Genomic DNA, 14,729 nt, shown 5'->3' on the forward strand with positions numbered 1-14,729 from the left:
GAACGCGCGACGTTGACGTGGTGCTCCAGGCGTGCACCCAAATGCGCCACCGCAGTCATCCCGGGTTCACGGGGACGTGTCGGCTGAGGAAATCGAGCTGGTCGGAGACGTTGCGCTCGAAGTCGTCGCCGACGTAGATGTCGAAGTGGCCGGCGTCGTAGAGCTTGATCTCGCTGCGTGGCGCCTGGGCTGCGTACCTCAGGGTCGGTCGAGGTGGCGCCACGCTGTCGCGCTCGCAGATGGCGAAGAAGATCGGGCAGGTCACGTTGCGTGCCTGCCGGCCCGGGAAGTGGCGCACGATGTCGAGACCGAACCGTGCGGCCACCTCCTCGGGAATGTCGCTGCCCTCCGGGATGAGCGCGGTGATGCCGGCGATGCTGTCCGGGGTGGACATCAGCGACGTCGATCCGGGCGGACCGTAGGTCGGGATCATGACCGGAGGCCGGCCGAACCTGGCCCCGATGGCATCGCGTAGAGCGCGGCCGGTGATCTTGATCGAGCTCAGTGTCGGGATCGCCCACGCAGAGGCGATGCCGTCGGTGAACGGGCATTGCGCGATCACGGCGGCGACACGAGTGTCGCGAGCGGCGGTGATGATCACGTGGCCGCCGGCGAAGGATGTTCCCCACAACACGACTCGGTCGGGGTCGACGCCGTCGAGGGTGCGCGCGTACGCGACGGCCGATTCCCAGTCCTGCAGTTGCTCGTTGATGTCGAGCAGTTGGCGTGGCTCGCCCGAACTCCCACCGAAATGGCGGTAGTCGAAGACCAGGCATGCGTAGTCCATCGCGGTGAAGCGGTCGGCGAAGGCGTCGAGGCGCATCTCCTTGACGCCGCCCAGCCCGTGAGCCATCACGATGACCGGCCGTGATGTGCCCTCCTGCCGGGGCGGGGTCGGCTGATAGAGCCATGCCGCGCAGAAGCCTTCACCGGAAGGGACGTGGATGTCGGTTCGGGTCATGATCGAGAGTGTATGGAACACGTCTCGCCGGAGTGCCTGTGTCAGAGCACGATCTGCCGATTCACGTCCTTGTAGAGCAGGTACCGGAAATTCGACGGTCCACCGGCGTAGCAGGCCTGCGGGCAGAAGGCGCGCAGCGACATGTAGTCCCCGGCCTGCACCTCGACCCAGTCCTCGTTGAGGCGGTAGACGGCCTTGCCCTCCAGGACGTACAGCCCGTGCTCCATCACGTGGGTCTCGGCGAACGGGATCGACCCGCCCGGCTTGAAGGTGACGACGTTGACGTGCATGTCGTACGCGAGATCCTGTGGATCCAGCATCCGCGTGGTGCTCCACGCGTCGGTGTCGGGCATGGGGGAGGGCTCGATGTCGCGTTCGTTGCCGAACTTCGGCGCCGGCGTGTGACCCGCAATCGGCTGGTAGCGCTTGCGGATCCAGTGGAAGGACGTGGGGGCGTCGCCGGCGTTGTGCGCCGACCACTCGGTGCCCGCCGGCAGGAAGCCGAAACCGCCCTCGGTCAGTACGTGCTCCTCACCCGCGACCGTGACGGTCAGCGCGCCGGCGGTGACGAAGAGAAATCCCTCGACCTCCGGCTGTGGTTCCGGCGCCGGCGATCCGCCACCGGGGGCGACCTCGACAATCGCCTGGGAGAAGGTCTGCGCGCCACCGGGAACCGGGCTGTTGATCACCCAGGCGCGGGTGTCGGTCCACTCGGGGAAGACCGACGTGACGATGTCGCGGAGCACGCCACGCGGGATCACCGTGTAGGCCTCGGTGACCACCGCGCGGTCGGAGAGCAGATCGGTCTGCGGCGGAAGTCCGCCGGCGGGTGTGTAGTACGGCGACGCGGTCATCGAGAAATCCTTCGAGTCGGAAATGGTCATGGTGGGCTTGGGGTTCGGTTCAGGCACCCGAGACCGGTGGTCGGTGCAGGGCGAGGTCGCGAACCTTCGAGATGGGCAGGTCGGTCGCGGACTCGACCTCGTCGACGGTCAACGCACCGCACACCTCGCCGCGCCGGATGAAGCCGGCGAGCGCGCGAGCCGTCGCCGGTTCGTCGAGCACCGACGAGGAGATCTGGTGCGCGTAGTTGCGTAACCGCGTTGCGGCGGAATCGAATCCGTCGCGGTAGAAGGCATACGTCGCCAGGAACCTGGTGACCAGCTGGGCCGGATGGAGATCCCAGCCCTGGTAGATACCGCGCTCGAGGTGACGGCGGACCAGACGTGAGTGCAACGCCCAGCCGGCCTCGACGGTCTCGCGGTCGCCGACCGGGAGGATGTTCGTCGATCCGTCCGACAGGCGCACACCGGTGCCGGCCGCGGCGAGCTGCATGACGGCCTTCGCGTGGTCGGCCGCCGGATGTTCCATCGACTGATAGGCGGCGGCGATACCGAGGGACGCCGAATAGTCGTAGGTCCCGTAGTGCAGCGAAGTCACCCGACCATTGCCGGCGTGGATCATCTTGGCGACGGCGGCCGTGCCGTCGACCCCCATGACCGCCTGCGGGGTCTCCACCTGGATCTCGAACCCGATGCGTCCGTGGGGGAGCCCGTGGACCCGTTCGAGCTCGTGGGCGACGGTCACCATCGCGGCCACCTGGTCGACCGAGGTGACTTTCGGCAGGGTCAGCGTCAACCCGGCGGGTAGGTCGCCCGTCTCTGCCAAGCCGGAGACGAACAGGTCGAGGGTGCGCAGTCCGCGGGCCCGGACGTCGGCCTCGAAGCACTTGAAACGGATGCCGATGAACGGCGGGGAGGTGGCGCCGGCGTCGCGGACTGCCGCGACGGCAGCCGCCACGGCCTCGTCCTCCTCGTCATCGGAGCGGACGCCGTAGCCGTCCTCGAAGTCGATGCGCAGATCCTCGATCGGCTCGGTACGCAGCTTGTTCTCCACGAGGTCCGCGAGTTCGGTTGCGGCCGAGTCGGTCCCGGCGTCGGTCGCGCGGGCGATCGCCGCGAGTCCGCCGTGATCTGCGGCGGTGTTCAGTGCCGCACGTCCCCACTCCTGCGAGAGGTCCGCTGAGAAGCGGTCGGCAGGGACGTAAACCGTGTGGACCGGCTGACGGCTTCCGTCCTCGCCCGGATACCGGTCGGACAGCAGAGTGTCCGCGGGGGCGAGGGCTGCCTCGACCTGGGCGAGAAAGGCCGCACCGAGGCGACCGGACTGCACGCTCATGAAGACCCTTCGTCGATTCGATGGAAAAGTAATTCCGCAGAGTGGAGTTTAGCTGAATATCTCCACGTCGGCAGCTTCATGTTCGCGTGGACTCTGATTGTGGTTTCACATGATGGAACGTAAAGTTGCGCCGGACTACGGAGGTGGCGATGGCGGGGAACTCGGGCGGTGTCCAGTCGGTCGAGCGCGCGTTCGAGCTGCTCGAACTCATCGGACGCGCCGGCGGCGAGTGTTCCCTGAGCCATCTGTCGGCAGAGTCGCCGCTGCCGCCGCCGACCATCCACCGGCTGCTGCGGACCCTCGTCGGCATCGGATACGTCCGGCAACTGCCCAATCGCTCGTATGCTCTGGGTCCCCGGCTCATCCGACTCGGTGAGGTGGCCAACCGCCAGCTCGGGGCAGTGGCCGCACCCGTGCTCACGTCCCTGGTCGCCGAGCTGAGCGAGACCGCGAGCCTCGCCGTACTCGACGGCGACATGGTCATCTACGTCGCCCAGGTCCCGTCACCGCACAGCATGCGCACCAACAACGAGGTCGGGCGTCGGGTGACGATGCACAACACCGCCGTCGGCAAGGCGGTCCTCGCCGAACTCGACGACGCACGAATCCTGAAACACGTCACCCAGGCCGGTCTCACCGCCGCCACCGAGCGGAGCATCACGTCGTTGTCCGGCGTGTTCGCCGCTGTCGAGCAGGTGCGGGCGGAGGGCGTCGCCACCGACGAACAGGAGTACGAGGTCGGGGTCTGCGGCATCGCCGTCGCGGTGCCCGGTGCCCCGACACCCATGGCGGTCGGCATCTCCGGGCCGGTCGCCCGATTCGACGAGGACCTGCGCGCCCGCGCGGTCGGGGCCCTTCGAGCGGCGGCCGGGATCATCTCCGAGGCGCTCATCGGCGCGCGGGAGTCGTAGACCAGGCGCTCCGCCTCAGATCGTCAGCTTCGTCGGCGTCGTGCGATTGGCCGATTCGCCGCTCGAGCCGTCACCGATCTGCCCGTCGTTGTTGAAGCCCCAGCACCAGACCGAACCGGAAGCCATCGCGCACGACGTACCGTTGCCGGTCGAGATCGAGGTGACATCCGTCAGACTGCTGACCTCGCGGGGGATCTTCACCGAGCCTCCGCCGGAGCCGAGCTGGCTGCGGTCGTCGTCGCCCCAGCAGTACGCCTTCTTGTCGGCGACCGCGCAGGTGGTTCCCCAGTCGGTGGAGATGGCCGACGCCTTGGAGATGCCGTTCACCTTGGTCGGTGTGTTCCGCGGTTCGGCGGTGCCGTTGCCGATCTGTCCGTAGGCGTTCGCGCCCCAGCAGTACGCATCTCCGCCGCCGGCGATCGCACACGCCGTCTGGTAGTAGGTGCTGGTGTTGGTGCTCGGGTCGTTGTCGTCGTCGGGATCGGACTCGTGGTAGCCGCCGAGGGTGATGTCGGCGACGTCGCTCAGGCCGCCGATCTTCACCGGCGCCGACCGCTCGGTGGTGCTGCCGTCGCCGATCTGCCCGTTGTCGTTGTTGCCCCAGCAGAACGCCGACCCGTCGGACACGGCACAGGTGGTGCCGTAGGCGGTGGTGATGTCGGTGACGACGCCGAGGCCGGGGACCTTGGTGGGGACCGAGACGGGGTCGGTGCCGCCGGTGCCCAGCTGGCCGTACTCGTTGTTGCCCCAGCAGTAGGCGTCGGTGCCCGCGACCGCGCAGCTGGTGCCCCAGCCGGTGCTGACCGCCTTGACGTCGGAGATCGTGCCGATCTTCGTCGCGGCGTCGACCGTGTTGCCGTCGGAGTCGTTGCCGACCTCGCCGTAGTGGTTGTTGCCCCAGCACCACGCCGCGCCGGCGGCGACCGCACAGGCCGTGCCCACGTACTTGTTGTCGCCGGTGAGGTAGCCGCCGACGGAGACCGACGTCGCGTCGGTGACCCCGCCGACCGTGGCCGGCCGACTGTGCGGAGTGGTCGTCCCGTCGCCGAGCTGTCCGGTGGTGTTGTCGCCCCAGCAGTTCACGGCGCCGTTGACGATCGCGCAGCTGGTGCCGAAGTTGGTGCTCACCAACGGTTGTGCCACGGTGGCCTTCTCCGGGTCGTCGACGGTGCTGCCGAGGAGGACCAGGCCGGCGATCGCACCGATGACAACCACCAGCACGGCGCCGAGGACGCCGGCGATGATCAAGCCGGTGCGCTTCTTCTTCGGCGGGGTGGCTGGTGCGCCCGGGTATCCCGCCTGCGCGGCGGCCGGCGGCTGCGTGCCGTAAAGCGGCTGCGGCCCAGACATGTTCGGCCCAGACATATTCGGCCCAGACATATTCGACCCGGAGATGTTCGGGCCGGCCATGCCGGGACCGGAGGGATGGTTCATCAACGGCTGTGGACCCGACGGTCCGGTCATCGTCGGCTGCGGCGGCGGGGTGTACTGGCCGTAGGTCTGGCCGTACGGTTGCTGCGGTGCCGACGGTGCGCCGGTGCTGCCGCCCACGAGGGTCGGCGGGGGAACCGCTGCGGCCGCGATCGTATTGCCCTGCGCCGCAGGTGCTTCGATCGCCGATGTCAGTGCGGCGGCGAAGCTGCGGCAGTCGGGATAGCGGGCCGCCGGGTCCTTGGCGAGTGCACGCTGGAAGACCGGGTCGAGCTGTGCGAGGTCGCCGCGTAGCTGGCCGATGTGGGGGACCGGGCGCTGGATGTGGCCGAGCATCACCGACGGCTCGGACTGGCCGACGAACGGCGGCTGCCCGGCGAGGAGGGCGTAGGCGGTGCAGGCCAGCGAGTACTGGTCGGAACGTGCTGTGGCGTCGGCACCTTCAAGGGTTTCCGGTGCCGAGAACGCGACGGTCCCGATGAACGAGTGGGTGCCGGTGAGGTTGGCCGAGCCGGCGAGCTTGGCGATACCGAAGTCGAGCACGAGTGCACGATCGATCTGGCCGGTCGCGGGGTCGCGGGTCACGAGGATGTTGGCGGGCTTGATGTCCCGGTGCACCACCTGGTGCCGGTGGGCGTAGTCGAGGGCGTCGGCGACCTGGGTGACGACCGTCGAGACCTCGGCCGGCTTCAACCGCTCCTCGGTGAGGTCCTTCCCCTCCACGTAGCTCATCGAGAACCACGGCGAACCGTCCTCGATGCCGTACTGGTGGATCGTGATGATGCTGCGGTGGTCGAGCTTCGCGGTGGTACGTGCCTCGTTGGTGAAGCGCTGGTTGAACCCGGGCTGCGCACTGACCGCCGTCGAGATGACCTTCAACGCCTCCCGCCGCTCGAGTTGCAGGTTCTCGACGAGATACACCTCGCCCATGCCACCGGCACCGAGCTGGGAGATCACGCGGTAGCCGGCGATGTGGGTGCCCGGACTCAACGGCACGGCGACACCTCTTTCTGACGATGAACTCGGACTCCTGGCGGACGTACGCTGGGACGATACCGAAGGCACCTCCGTCTGGGGCACCCTTCAACCGGATGACCCCCGGCTGTACGCGACCGTGCCTAGTACGCGACCTGAGTGGGTGTCAGGCGGTCGTCGGTGTTGCCGACGCCGAGCTGACCGGTCGCGTTGAAACCCCAGCAATAGACATACGACGACGCGAGGGCGCACGTCGTTCGTTCGCCCGCCGAGATCGCGGTGACATCGGACAATCCGTTGAGCCGGGTGGGATTCGGACGGTCGGTGAGGGTGCCGTAGCCGACCGATCCCCAGGCGTTGGCGCCCCAGCAGTAGCCGGCGGCGCCGGCGATCGCACAGGTCGTGTGCCCCGTTCCGGTGCTGATGCCGGTCACGCCGTCGACGCCGGACACCTGCGTCGCGGTGGTGCGCGACTCCTTCGTGCCGTCGCCCAGCTGCCCGAAAGCGTTGTTGCCCCAGCAATATGCGCTGCCGCCGGCGATGGCGCAGGCGGCCTGGGCGCCGGCCGACACCGACGTCGCGGCGTCGAGGTCGGCCACCCGGGTGGGCTTCGACTGGTTGTAGGTGGTGCCGTCGCCGACCTGACCGTTGTCGTTGAGGCCCCAGCAGTAGGCGTCGCCGCCCGCGACCGCGCACGTGAAGTTGACGCCGACACTGATCGAGGTCACGTCCTCGAGTCCGGCGACGCGCACCGGGCGGTACTGGTTGGCCGTCGAACCGTCACCCAATTGGTCGAAATCGTTGGTGCCCCAACAGTAGGCGAGTCCCGCGGAGATCGCGCAGGTCGCCCAGTTGGCGGTCGAGATCGCGGTGACGTCGGTGAGATCGGCCACCCGCGTGGGCTTCCACCGACTGGTCGTGGTGCCGTCACCGATCTGCCCGTAGTCGTTGTTGCCCCAGCAGTAGGCGACGCCGGCGGCGATCGCGCAGCTGTTGGGACCGCCGGTGGTGATGGAGGTGACGCCGGACAGGTCGGCGACGCGCGTGGGTTTCCAGCGGTTGGTCGTGGTGCCGTCGCCGAGCTGCCCGGCCTGGTTGTCGCCCCAGCAGTAGGCGGTGCCGTCGCGGATCGAACAGGTGGTGCCCAGGCCCGCGCTGAGCGGGACCTCGGACGCCTCGGCGGCCTGCGGGCCCGACGCAGCGCCGCCGTCGTCATCACCACCTTGGGTGACCAGTGCGACGGCCGCGACCGCCGCCAGCACCGCGACGATCGCAGCCGCACCGGCGATCCACGGCCATCGGCGTCGACGACCCGGCGGCGCGGCCTGCGTGGGGGCCGAGTGCGCGGGGAGCGGGGGAGTGAAGCCGGGCGACGACCGGTGCTGTGTCTCGGAAGGAGGCTGCCGCCCGGACGGGCTCTGCGCGTACAGCGGGGGACTCTGTTGGGGCGGACTCTGCTGGGACGGACCCGGATACCGCGGCTGCTGGGCGGGCGGCGGCAAGGTCTCCGGTGCCAGTGGCGGGACGAAGTGAGTCGCCGAGGTGCCGGATCGGGCGTCGGGTCCCGACCGGCCGAGCGCCGCACGCAGGTCCGCGGCGAAATCGCGGCACGTGGGGTAGCGGTCCAGCGGGCCGCGGGCCAGGGCACGGTCGAAGACCGGGTCGAGCGCGGCGAGGTCGGGGCGATACCGGCTGATCCGTTCCGGCGGCGACGTCAGCTTCGCGACGATGTGCCGGGTCTGGGTGTCGGCGTCGAACGGGGTGGTTCCGGAGAGCAGCTCGTAGGCGGTGCAGGCGAGCGCGTACTGATCCGACGCCGGGCCCGCGGGCTTGCCGTCGAGGATCTCCGGGGCCGCATAGACCAGCGTGCCGACGAACGACGACGGTGCGGTCAGCGTGGTGGCGGTGGCGAGTTTCGCGATCCCGAAGTCGAGGACGACTACCCGGTCGAGGGCGCCGTCCATCGCCCGCCTGGTGACGAGGATGTTGCCCGGCTTGATGTCGCGGTGCACGACACCGTGCGCGTGGGCGTAATCGAGGGCGTCGGCGACGCGGTCGACGACCGTGAGGATCTCGTCGGGCCGGAACGAACTACGACGCAGGTCCTGTCCGTCGAGGTAGGTCATCGTGAACCACGGGTCGTCGTCGGTGACGCCGTAGTGATAGATGGTGACGATGTTGGGGTGGTCGAGGGCAGCAGCGGTCTGGGCCTCCCGGCTGAACCGACGGACGAACTCCTCGTCGACGGTCTCGGCGATCGAGATGACCTTGAGCGCCTCACGCCGCCGCAGTTGGGGGTTCTCCACCAGGTAGACGGTCCCCATGCCGCCCGTGCCCAGGCGGCTGATCACCCGGTAGCCGGCGACCTGTTCAGGGTGGTGGGCCATCAGCGCCTCCTGGTGGCGTGACCGGTGATGCGACGACGATAGCCCCGCTCCGGCCGCCATGCCCCGGACACGGCACTTCTTCATTCGAATGGCGTGGCACAATGCTCCCGTGGCAAACAACAGTGGTGAGAAGGCCGGCAAGAAGCGCTACGTCGACAACGGCTGGCCCCAGGATGACAACGGTGACGCCGCCGACCATGCGGTCTCCGAACTCGCGACGCACATCTCGGGTGCACTGTCCCCGTTCGGTGAAGTCGAGTTCCCGCTCCCGGTCGACGATCTGCCCTTCGTGCAGTCGAAGACGGTCGTCAACCGCTGATACCGATGCCGACCACCGGAGATGACGGCGGCGGGTCGGTCTTTTCGGGTGAGGGTGCCGACGCCGGTCGCCTGACGCACATCGACGACGCCGGGACGGCGCGCATGGTCGACGTGGGACACAAGGCCCCGACGAAGCGTCGTGCGATCGCCGGCGGCACCTTTCACACCACGGCCGAGGTGATCGGTCTGCTCAGTGAGTCGAAGCTGCCCAAGGGCGATGTTCTCGCGACCGCGCGCATCGCCGGGATCATGGCGGCCAAACGCACCGACGAGCTGATCCCGCTCTGCCATCAGCTGGCGTTGTCGTCGGTGGAGGTCGACTTCACCATCGGCACCGACTCCATCGACGTGACCGCGACCGTCGCCACGTCCGGCCAGACGGGCGTCGAGATGGAGGCACTGACCGCGGTGGCCGTCACCGGGTTGACGCTGCACGACATGGTCAAGGCCGTGGACAAGCGGGCGCGCATGGACGGGATCCGCCTGCTCGAGAAGACCGGCGGCAAATCCGGCGACTGGTACCGGGACGACCCGGCCGATGGCTGAGAACACGCCGCCCGACCCCGCACGACGACGCGTCGCGCAGATCGTCGTCGCGTCGACGCGCGCGAGTACCGGGATCTACCCGGACCGCACCGGTCCGATCATCGAGGGCTGGCTCGTCGAGCAGGGTTTCCGCGTCGCCGAACGCGATGTGGTGGCCGACGGGCCGCCCGTGGGCGCCGCGATCCGTGCCGCCGTGTACGCCGGCGTCGACCTCGTGATCACCACCGGCGGAACAGGTCTCTCACCCACCGACCGCACCCCCGAGGAGACGCGACCGCTGCTCGACGTCGAGATCCCCGGCCTGGCCGACGCCATCCGTGCGGCCGGACTGCCCACGGTCCCGACCGCCGTGCTCTCACGCGGCCTCGCCGGCGTCGCCGGGACGACACTGGTGGTGAACCTGCCCGGCTCGACCGGGGGCGTACGGGACGGCCTGACCGTCCTCACGGACGTCGTGCACCACGCACTCGATCAGATCCGCGGCGGGGATCACTGATCGTCCCGCGACAGGACAGGATTCGCGAATGACCGTAGTCGTACACACCGCGGTGTCGGAGGAGCCGATCGGGCTCGCCGACCACGAGGCGATGGTCGCCGACGCCGCCGACGGGAAGGCCGGCGCGATCGTCGGCTTCGTGGGCGCGGTCCGCGACCACGACGGCGGCCGGAACGTCGCCGCTCTCGACTATTCCGCCCATCCGACGGCGTCCAGGGTGCTGACCGAGGTCGTCGAGGAGGTCTCGTCGGTCGACGGTGTGCGCGCGGTCGCGGTCTCGCACCGCGTCGGAGAACTCGAGATCGGGGATGTCGCCTTCGTGGTGACCGTGGCCGCCGACCATCGCCGCGCCGCATTCGAGACGTGCGCGCGGCTCGTCGACGAGGTGAAGGCGCGTCTGCCGGTCTGGAAGCACCAGTACTACGACGACGGCACCGAGGAGTGGATCAACTCGGCCTAGCCCTTCGAGGCTCGTCGCTATCGCTCCTCGCACCTCAGGGAGCAGGAGATGGCTCGTCGCTATCGCTCTTCGCACCTCAGGGAGCGTGAAGAATTGGAAAAGGGCCCCGCACGGATCGCTCATCGTGCGGGGCCCTTTGTCTGTGGCCCTCTGCGTTGCTCCGAATCGGTGTCCGGGCTACCTGCAGATCAGGGGTTGGGCAGCAGGTGCTTGTTGTCGTTGAAGAGCTTGATCTGTTCGGGACTCAGCGAGACACCGCTGCTCTTGGCGGCGTTCCAGAGGTTCTTGACCTCGGGGCTCACGCCGGAGTCGGTGAGGACCGAGGTGACCTGGTTGGCGACGTCGTCGGTGGTCTTGGCCTCAGGGGCCTTGACGAGGCTGAAGCTGCCGTTGCCGTCCTGGAGCTGCTTGACGATCGGGGCCGGGACATCGCTCGGCGCGGTGCGCGGGGTGTGACCCGAGAGGCCGACGCCGCAGGTGGGCCATGCGCCCTTGCCCTGCGAAGCGAGCACGCGCTCGGCGACGACGATCTGCTCCTCGCGGGTGGCCTGCTCGGCGGTCGGGGCGAACTCGCCGCCGCCGTGGCCGCTCCAGGTGCTCGGCGAGAACTGCAGGCCGCCGTGGTAGCCGTTGCCGGTGTTGATGGCCCAGTTACCGCCGGACTCACACTGGGCGACCTTGTTCCATTCGGCGTCGGTCGCGGCGTTCGCGGTACCGGTGCCCATGAGGGCGGCTCCGCCACCGAGGGCGGCGCCGGTGAGGGCGACCTTGGTGATGGTCTTGGTGGTCGAGCTGGTCGTCTGCTTGCGGTGACGTCCGGTCATAGATCGATTCCTCTCTCCACGCGCCTACGAAGTCAGCTGTCGGGTTCGAGCGAGAGGTTGCTCGGCCCCAGTGCGTCCCCGTGAATGTTAATCACGGTTCTGCGCCTGGGACTTAACCCCGAGGACACCTGGTGTGGTGCCCGGTCTCAGGGGATGAGGTTGGGTCCCCCGTCCTCGCTCCTAGATTCGTTCGGTCGTTCCCACCGGCGGAGCGAGGCTCGGCGCGGCCGGCAGGACGTATGTTCTGTTTCCTTACCGTGACCTTCGAGAAGGTCGCTTCGTACAGTACGTCGTTCGATGGAGTGATTCACCTGCTAGTTCGCAACTGATTTTCGCGCCAGATCCTGGTCTCCCGACCCACTTTCGGCGTCATCCCAGTTCATCGGGCCGGATGCGCTCCCGTGGCCTGCTCGTTACCACTCCGTTATGTGACAAAGGTCACATGCCCGAAGTGGTATCAACCACCGGCAAACGGCGGGAGGACGTCCAGTGTCGAGCAGATGCCGAGCGGCTGTGAACGGTCAGTGAGCGCGATCTCGTCGCGGAGGTAGGAGCAACGCTCGAGAACCGTCGCCAATCCGGGGTTGCCGGCGGACAGTGTCGACTCGAGGTCTCCGAGGGTGGTCGCCGGGTCGATGTCGACGACCCGCGACTCGGTGCCGGCGGCGGCGCGCGCGGCGGCGAAGAAGCGGACGGTGAGGTTCATCGGAACCCGAGCCTATCCACCGATGGCGGACATGGGCCGCGACGGCTGCTGGAAGCCGGCGGCGTTCACCTCGTGCCCGGGCGCCTTCTGCCACATGTCGGTGCGCCACAGCGCCGCCACGGCCGCGTCGACCTCGTCGTCGGGCAGGGTTCGCAGGGTGGTGCGCAGATCTGTTTCCGAGGACGCGAACAGGCAGTTGCGCAGCGAGCCGTCGGCGGTCAGCCGGGTGCGGTCGCAGTCGCCGCAGAACGGGCGGGTGACCGACGCGATCACCCCGACCTTTGCCGGGCCCCGGGACGTCCGATGGCCGTCGACGAGCCACGTGGCCGCCGGCGCGCTGCCGCGCGGTGCCGGATCGGGCAGCAGGGTGAACCGTGTGCGCAGGGTCGCCAGGATCTCGTCGGCGGTCACCATCCGGGATCGCTGCCAGGCGTGATCGGCGTCGAGTGGCATCTGTTCGATGATGCGCAGCTCGTAGCCGTGCTCCAGGCAGTAGGCGAGGAGATCCGGTACGGCGTCGAGGTCGGCGCGGTCGGGGATCACGGCGTTGACCTTGACGGGGTCGAGTCCCGCGCGTCTGGCGGCCGCCAGACCCGTCAGCACGTCGTCGAGCCGGTCGCGTCGGGTGATCTCGGCGAATCGTTCCCGGTCGACGGTGTCGAGGGAGATGTTGATGCGGTTGAGGCCGGCCGCCACGAGCCCGTCGATCCGCCGGGAGAGTCCGAGACCGTTGGTGGTCATCGCGATCTCCGGGCGTTGCGGCAGTGCGGAGACGGCACCGATGATCTGCTCGAGGTCGCCCCGCAGCAGCGGCTCGCCGCCGGTGAACCGGATGCGTTCGATCCCCAGGTCGCGGACCGCGACGGTCAGCACCCGGATCAGCTCGTCAGCGCTCAGCACCGCCTCGGTCGGCATCCAGTCGAGGCCCTCGGCGGGCATGCAATAGGTACAGCGCAGGTTGCACCGGTCGGTCACCGAGACGCGAAGGTCCTTCGCCACCCGCCCGAACGTGTCACGCAGGGGGCCCTGCGTGGGAGCGTCGGCGGATGCCCCGGCCGAGTGCGGCCGTGGCATCGGAATCCCGAGGCCGACCGTGCTCATGCTGACCTGCGGATCACGTGGCGTTCGGACCCTTGCGGGCTTCGAGAGCGCGGAAGGTGCTGGCGTGGAACACGAGTGGCTCGACACCGGGATCGGCACGCAGGGTGTTGATCTCCAGCAGCACCACGGTGTGGTCGCCCGCCTGGATCTCGTTGTGGATGCTGCACGACAGGTGGGCGGCCGCATCGGGGACGAACACCGCCCCGGCGTCGGTGCTCAGCGGCGTGATGCCGTCGAACCGGCGCTCCGCCGGACCGGCGAGCTGCTTGCAGACGTCGGTCTGGTCGCCGGCGAAGACACTGACCCCGATGGCCGGCGCGGTACGGATCTGCGGCCACGTCGTCGACGTGTTCTGGACGCACACCGACACCAGCGGCGGGTCGAGGGAGACGGTCGTGAAGGAACTCGCCGCCATTCCGATCAGCGTGGTCGAATCTCCCTCACCCCGTAGGCAACACACCGCCACGACGCCGCTCGGGAAGCAGCTGAACGCCTCCCGGAGGGCCTTGGCGTCGGAGACGGGGGCAAGGTCTGGAGTGGTGTCGATGGTCGCTGTCACGGTCCTCACCTGGCTCGGCGTCCGGCACGGAGTGCGTACACCAGGCCGAGGAGAAAACCCAGAGGTGCGCACATGGTCAGCAGGTAGACGAAGGTCGGGGCGGTGTCGCCGTCGGTGAGGAGCGGGGTCACGAACAGCGCCACGAGAGCGATGAGTCCGATCGCGAAGATCACCATGGCCACCTGCAGCAACCGTGGGGACGTCGTCTTCTGCATGCCATCCACGGTAGTGCACTCGTCGGCAGACGACGCCGAGTGATGGGTGGAACGGGGTGCGCGGAGGTAATGGTGTGACCGGCGGTGGGGTGTTGGCTACCATGGGGCAGCAGGCGCCTTGCATCCGTCTGGGCCCTTACGGACTTCCCGGGGGCTGTAGAGATGGGTCACGGCGTCTTTTGTTGTGACAGGCAGATCTTTGACGAGATCACGACGTACAGATGAGGGTGAGCACAGTGCCGACCGGCAAGGTGAAGTGGTACGACGCGGACAAGGGCTTCGGCTTCCTCGCGCAGGAGGACGGCGAGGACGTCTATGTCCGTGCGTCTGCCCTGCCCGACGGGGTGGAGGCCCTCAAACCCGGGCAGCGCGTGGAGTTCGGCATGGCCGCCGGTCGCCGCGGGCCGCAGGCGCTGAGCGTCAAGGTCCTCGAACCCGCGCCGAGCGTGTCCAAGAACGTGCGCGAGGCCGCTCGTAAGGACGTCAAGCGGCACACCCCCGACGAACTTCACGGCATGGTCGCAGATCTGATCACCCTGCTCGAGGGCAAGGTGCAGCCGGACCTGCGCAAGGGGCGCTACCCCGATCGCAAGACCGCGCAGCGGATCTCCGAGGTCGTGCGCGCGGTGGCCCGCGAACTCGAGCACTGAGTTCGACG

Annotated in this window: 16 protein-coding genes and 1 riboswitch; of the genes, 6 read left to right on the top strand and 10 right to left on the bottom strand. The window is 68.6% G+C overall.

Features of this window, described 5'->3' with window-relative positions; genetic code table 11:
- Positions 1-55: 55 nt before the first annotated feature.
- Genes BPODLACK_RS17620 through BPODLACK_RS17630 form a run of 3 tightly spaced genes read right to left on the bottom strand, consistent with a single transcriptional unit; the run spans position 56 to position 3,139 of the window.
- Positions 56-961 carry an alpha/beta hydrolase gene (locus BPODLACK_RS17620; RefSeq protein ID WP_081598273.1) on the bottom strand — a complete coding sequence of 302 codons (906 nt, stop codon included), beginning with the start codon at positions 959-961 and terminating at the stop codon, positions 56-58.
- Between the two features lie 41 nt (positions 962-1,002).
- Entirely contained in the window at positions 1,003-1,815 is an 813-nt protein-coding gene (locus tag BPODLACK_RS17625) for a bifunctional allantoicase/(S)-ureidoglycine aminohydrolase (protein ID WP_006438203.1), read from the bottom strand.
- A gap of 49 nt (positions 1,816-1,864) precedes the next feature.
- Entirely contained in the window at positions 1,865-3,139 is a 1,275-nt protein-coding gene (locus tag BPODLACK_RS17630; protein ID WP_159405843.1) for a DUF6986 family protein, read from the bottom strand.
- 149 nt (positions 3,140-3,288) lie between these two features.
- Between BPODLACK_RS17630 and BPODLACK_RS17635 the strand changes: the two genes are divergently transcribed.
- Positions 3,289-4,050: an IclR family transcriptional regulator gene (locus tag BPODLACK_RS17635; protein WP_006438205.1), complete on the top strand. Its 762-nt coding sequence runs from the start codon at positions 3,289-3,291 to the stop codon at positions 4,048-4,050.
- 15 nt (positions 4,051-4,065) lie between these two features.
- Here BPODLACK_RS17635 and BPODLACK_RS17640 read toward each other — a convergent pair whose 3' ends face one another.
- On the bottom strand, positions 4,066-6,477 hold the full coding sequence (locus BPODLACK_RS17640; protein ID WP_159405844.1) for a protein kinase domain-containing protein: 2,412 nt from the start codon (positions 6,475-6,477) through the stop codon (positions 4,066-4,068).
- A 122-nt stretch (positions 6,478-6,599) separates the two neighbouring features.
- On the bottom strand, positions 6,600-8,843 hold the full coding sequence (locus tag BPODLACK_RS17645) for an RCC1 domain-containing protein (protein ID WP_159405845.1): 2,244 nt from the start codon (positions 8,841-8,843) through the stop codon (positions 6,600-6,602).
- 88 nt (positions 8,844-8,931) lie between these two features.
- Here BPODLACK_RS17645 and BPODLACK_RS17650 point away from each other — a divergent pair, with 88 nt between their 5' ends.
- Genes BPODLACK_RS17650 through BPODLACK_RS17665 form a run of 4 tightly spaced genes read left to right on the top strand, consistent with a single transcriptional unit; the run spans position 8,932 to position 10,666 of the window.
- Positions 8,932-9,162 carry a hypothetical protein gene (locus BPODLACK_RS17650; protein WP_006438208.1) on the top strand — a complete coding sequence of 77 codons (231 nt, stop codon included), beginning with the start codon at positions 8,932-8,934 and terminating at the stop codon, positions 9,160-9,162.
- A gap of 5 nt (positions 9,163-9,167) precedes the next feature.
- The gene (moaC, locus tag BPODLACK_RS17655) at positions 9,168-9,710 is read left to right on the top strand and encodes a cyclic pyranopterin monophosphate synthase MoaC (protein WP_159405846.1); all 543 of its coding nucleotides are present in this window, start codon (positions 9,168-9,170) and stop codon (positions 9,708-9,710) included.
- A complete protein-coding gene (locus BPODLACK_RS17660) occupies positions 9,703-10,206 on the top strand; it encodes a MogA/MoaB family molybdenum cofactor biosynthesis protein (protein WP_024499888.1) in 504 nt (167 codons plus the stop codon). The genes moaC and BPODLACK_RS17660 overlap by 8 nt, the downstream gene beginning before the upstream one ends.
- 28 nt (positions 10,207-10,234) lie before the next feature.
- Positions 10,235-10,666, top strand: a complete 432-nt coding sequence (locus BPODLACK_RS17665; protein WP_006438211.1) for a molybdenum cofactor biosynthesis protein MoaE — start codon at positions 10,235-10,237, stop codon at positions 10,664-10,666.
- A 188-nt stretch (positions 10,667-10,854) separates the two neighbouring features.
- Here BPODLACK_RS17665 and BPODLACK_RS17670 read toward each other — a convergent pair whose 3' ends face one another.
- From BPODLACK_RS17670 to BPODLACK_RS17690, 5 genes are all read right to left on the bottom strand, one after another.
- Complete coding sequence (locus tag BPODLACK_RS17670) at positions 10,855-11,490, bottom strand: transglycosylase family protein (protein WP_024499889.1); 636 nt, start codon at positions 11,488-11,490, stop codon at positions 10,855-10,857.
- 5 nt (positions 11,491-11,495) lie between these two features.
- Positions 11,496-11,696, bottom strand: a riboswitch (cyclic di-AMP (ydaO/yuaA leader).
- A gap of 251 nt (positions 11,697-11,947) precedes the next feature.
- Entirely contained in the window at positions 11,948-12,196 is a 249-nt protein-coding gene (locus BPODLACK_RS17675) for a MoaD/ThiS family protein (protein ID WP_024499890.1), read from the bottom strand.
- Positions 12,197-12,208: 12 nt separating this feature from the next.
- Positions 12,209-13,297: a GTP 3',8-cyclase MoaA gene (gene moaA, locus BPODLACK_RS17680; RefSeq protein WP_024499891.1), complete on the bottom strand. Its 1,089-nt coding sequence runs from the start codon at positions 13,295-13,297 to the stop codon at positions 12,209-12,211.
- 13 nt (positions 13,298-13,310) lie between these two features.
- Positions 13,311-13,856: a flavin reductase family protein gene (locus BPODLACK_RS17685; RefSeq protein ID WP_006438215.1), complete on the bottom strand. Its 546-nt coding sequence runs from the start codon at positions 13,854-13,856 to the stop codon at positions 13,311-13,313.
- Positions 13,857-13,861: 5 nt separating this feature from the next.
- Entirely contained in the window at positions 13,862-14,071 is a 210-nt protein-coding gene (locus BPODLACK_RS17690; RefSeq protein ID WP_024499892.1) for a hypothetical protein, read from the bottom strand.
- A 236-nt stretch (positions 14,072-14,307) separates the two neighbouring features.
- On the opposite strand from BPODLACK_RS17690, the gene BPODLACK_RS17695 reads away from it, so the two are divergent.
- Positions 14,308-14,721 carry a cold-shock protein gene (locus tag BPODLACK_RS17695; RefSeq protein ID WP_006438218.1) on the top strand — a complete coding sequence of 138 codons (414 nt, stop codon included), beginning with the start codon at positions 14,308-14,310 and terminating at the stop codon, positions 14,719-14,721.
- Positions 14,722-14,729: the final 8 nt, after the last annotated feature.

The organism is Gordonia sp. YY1, assembly GCF_009872315.1.
Taxonomy (GTDB): Bacteria; Actinomycetota; Actinomycetes; order Mycobacteriales; family Mycobacteriaceae; genus Gordonia; species Gordonia amicalis.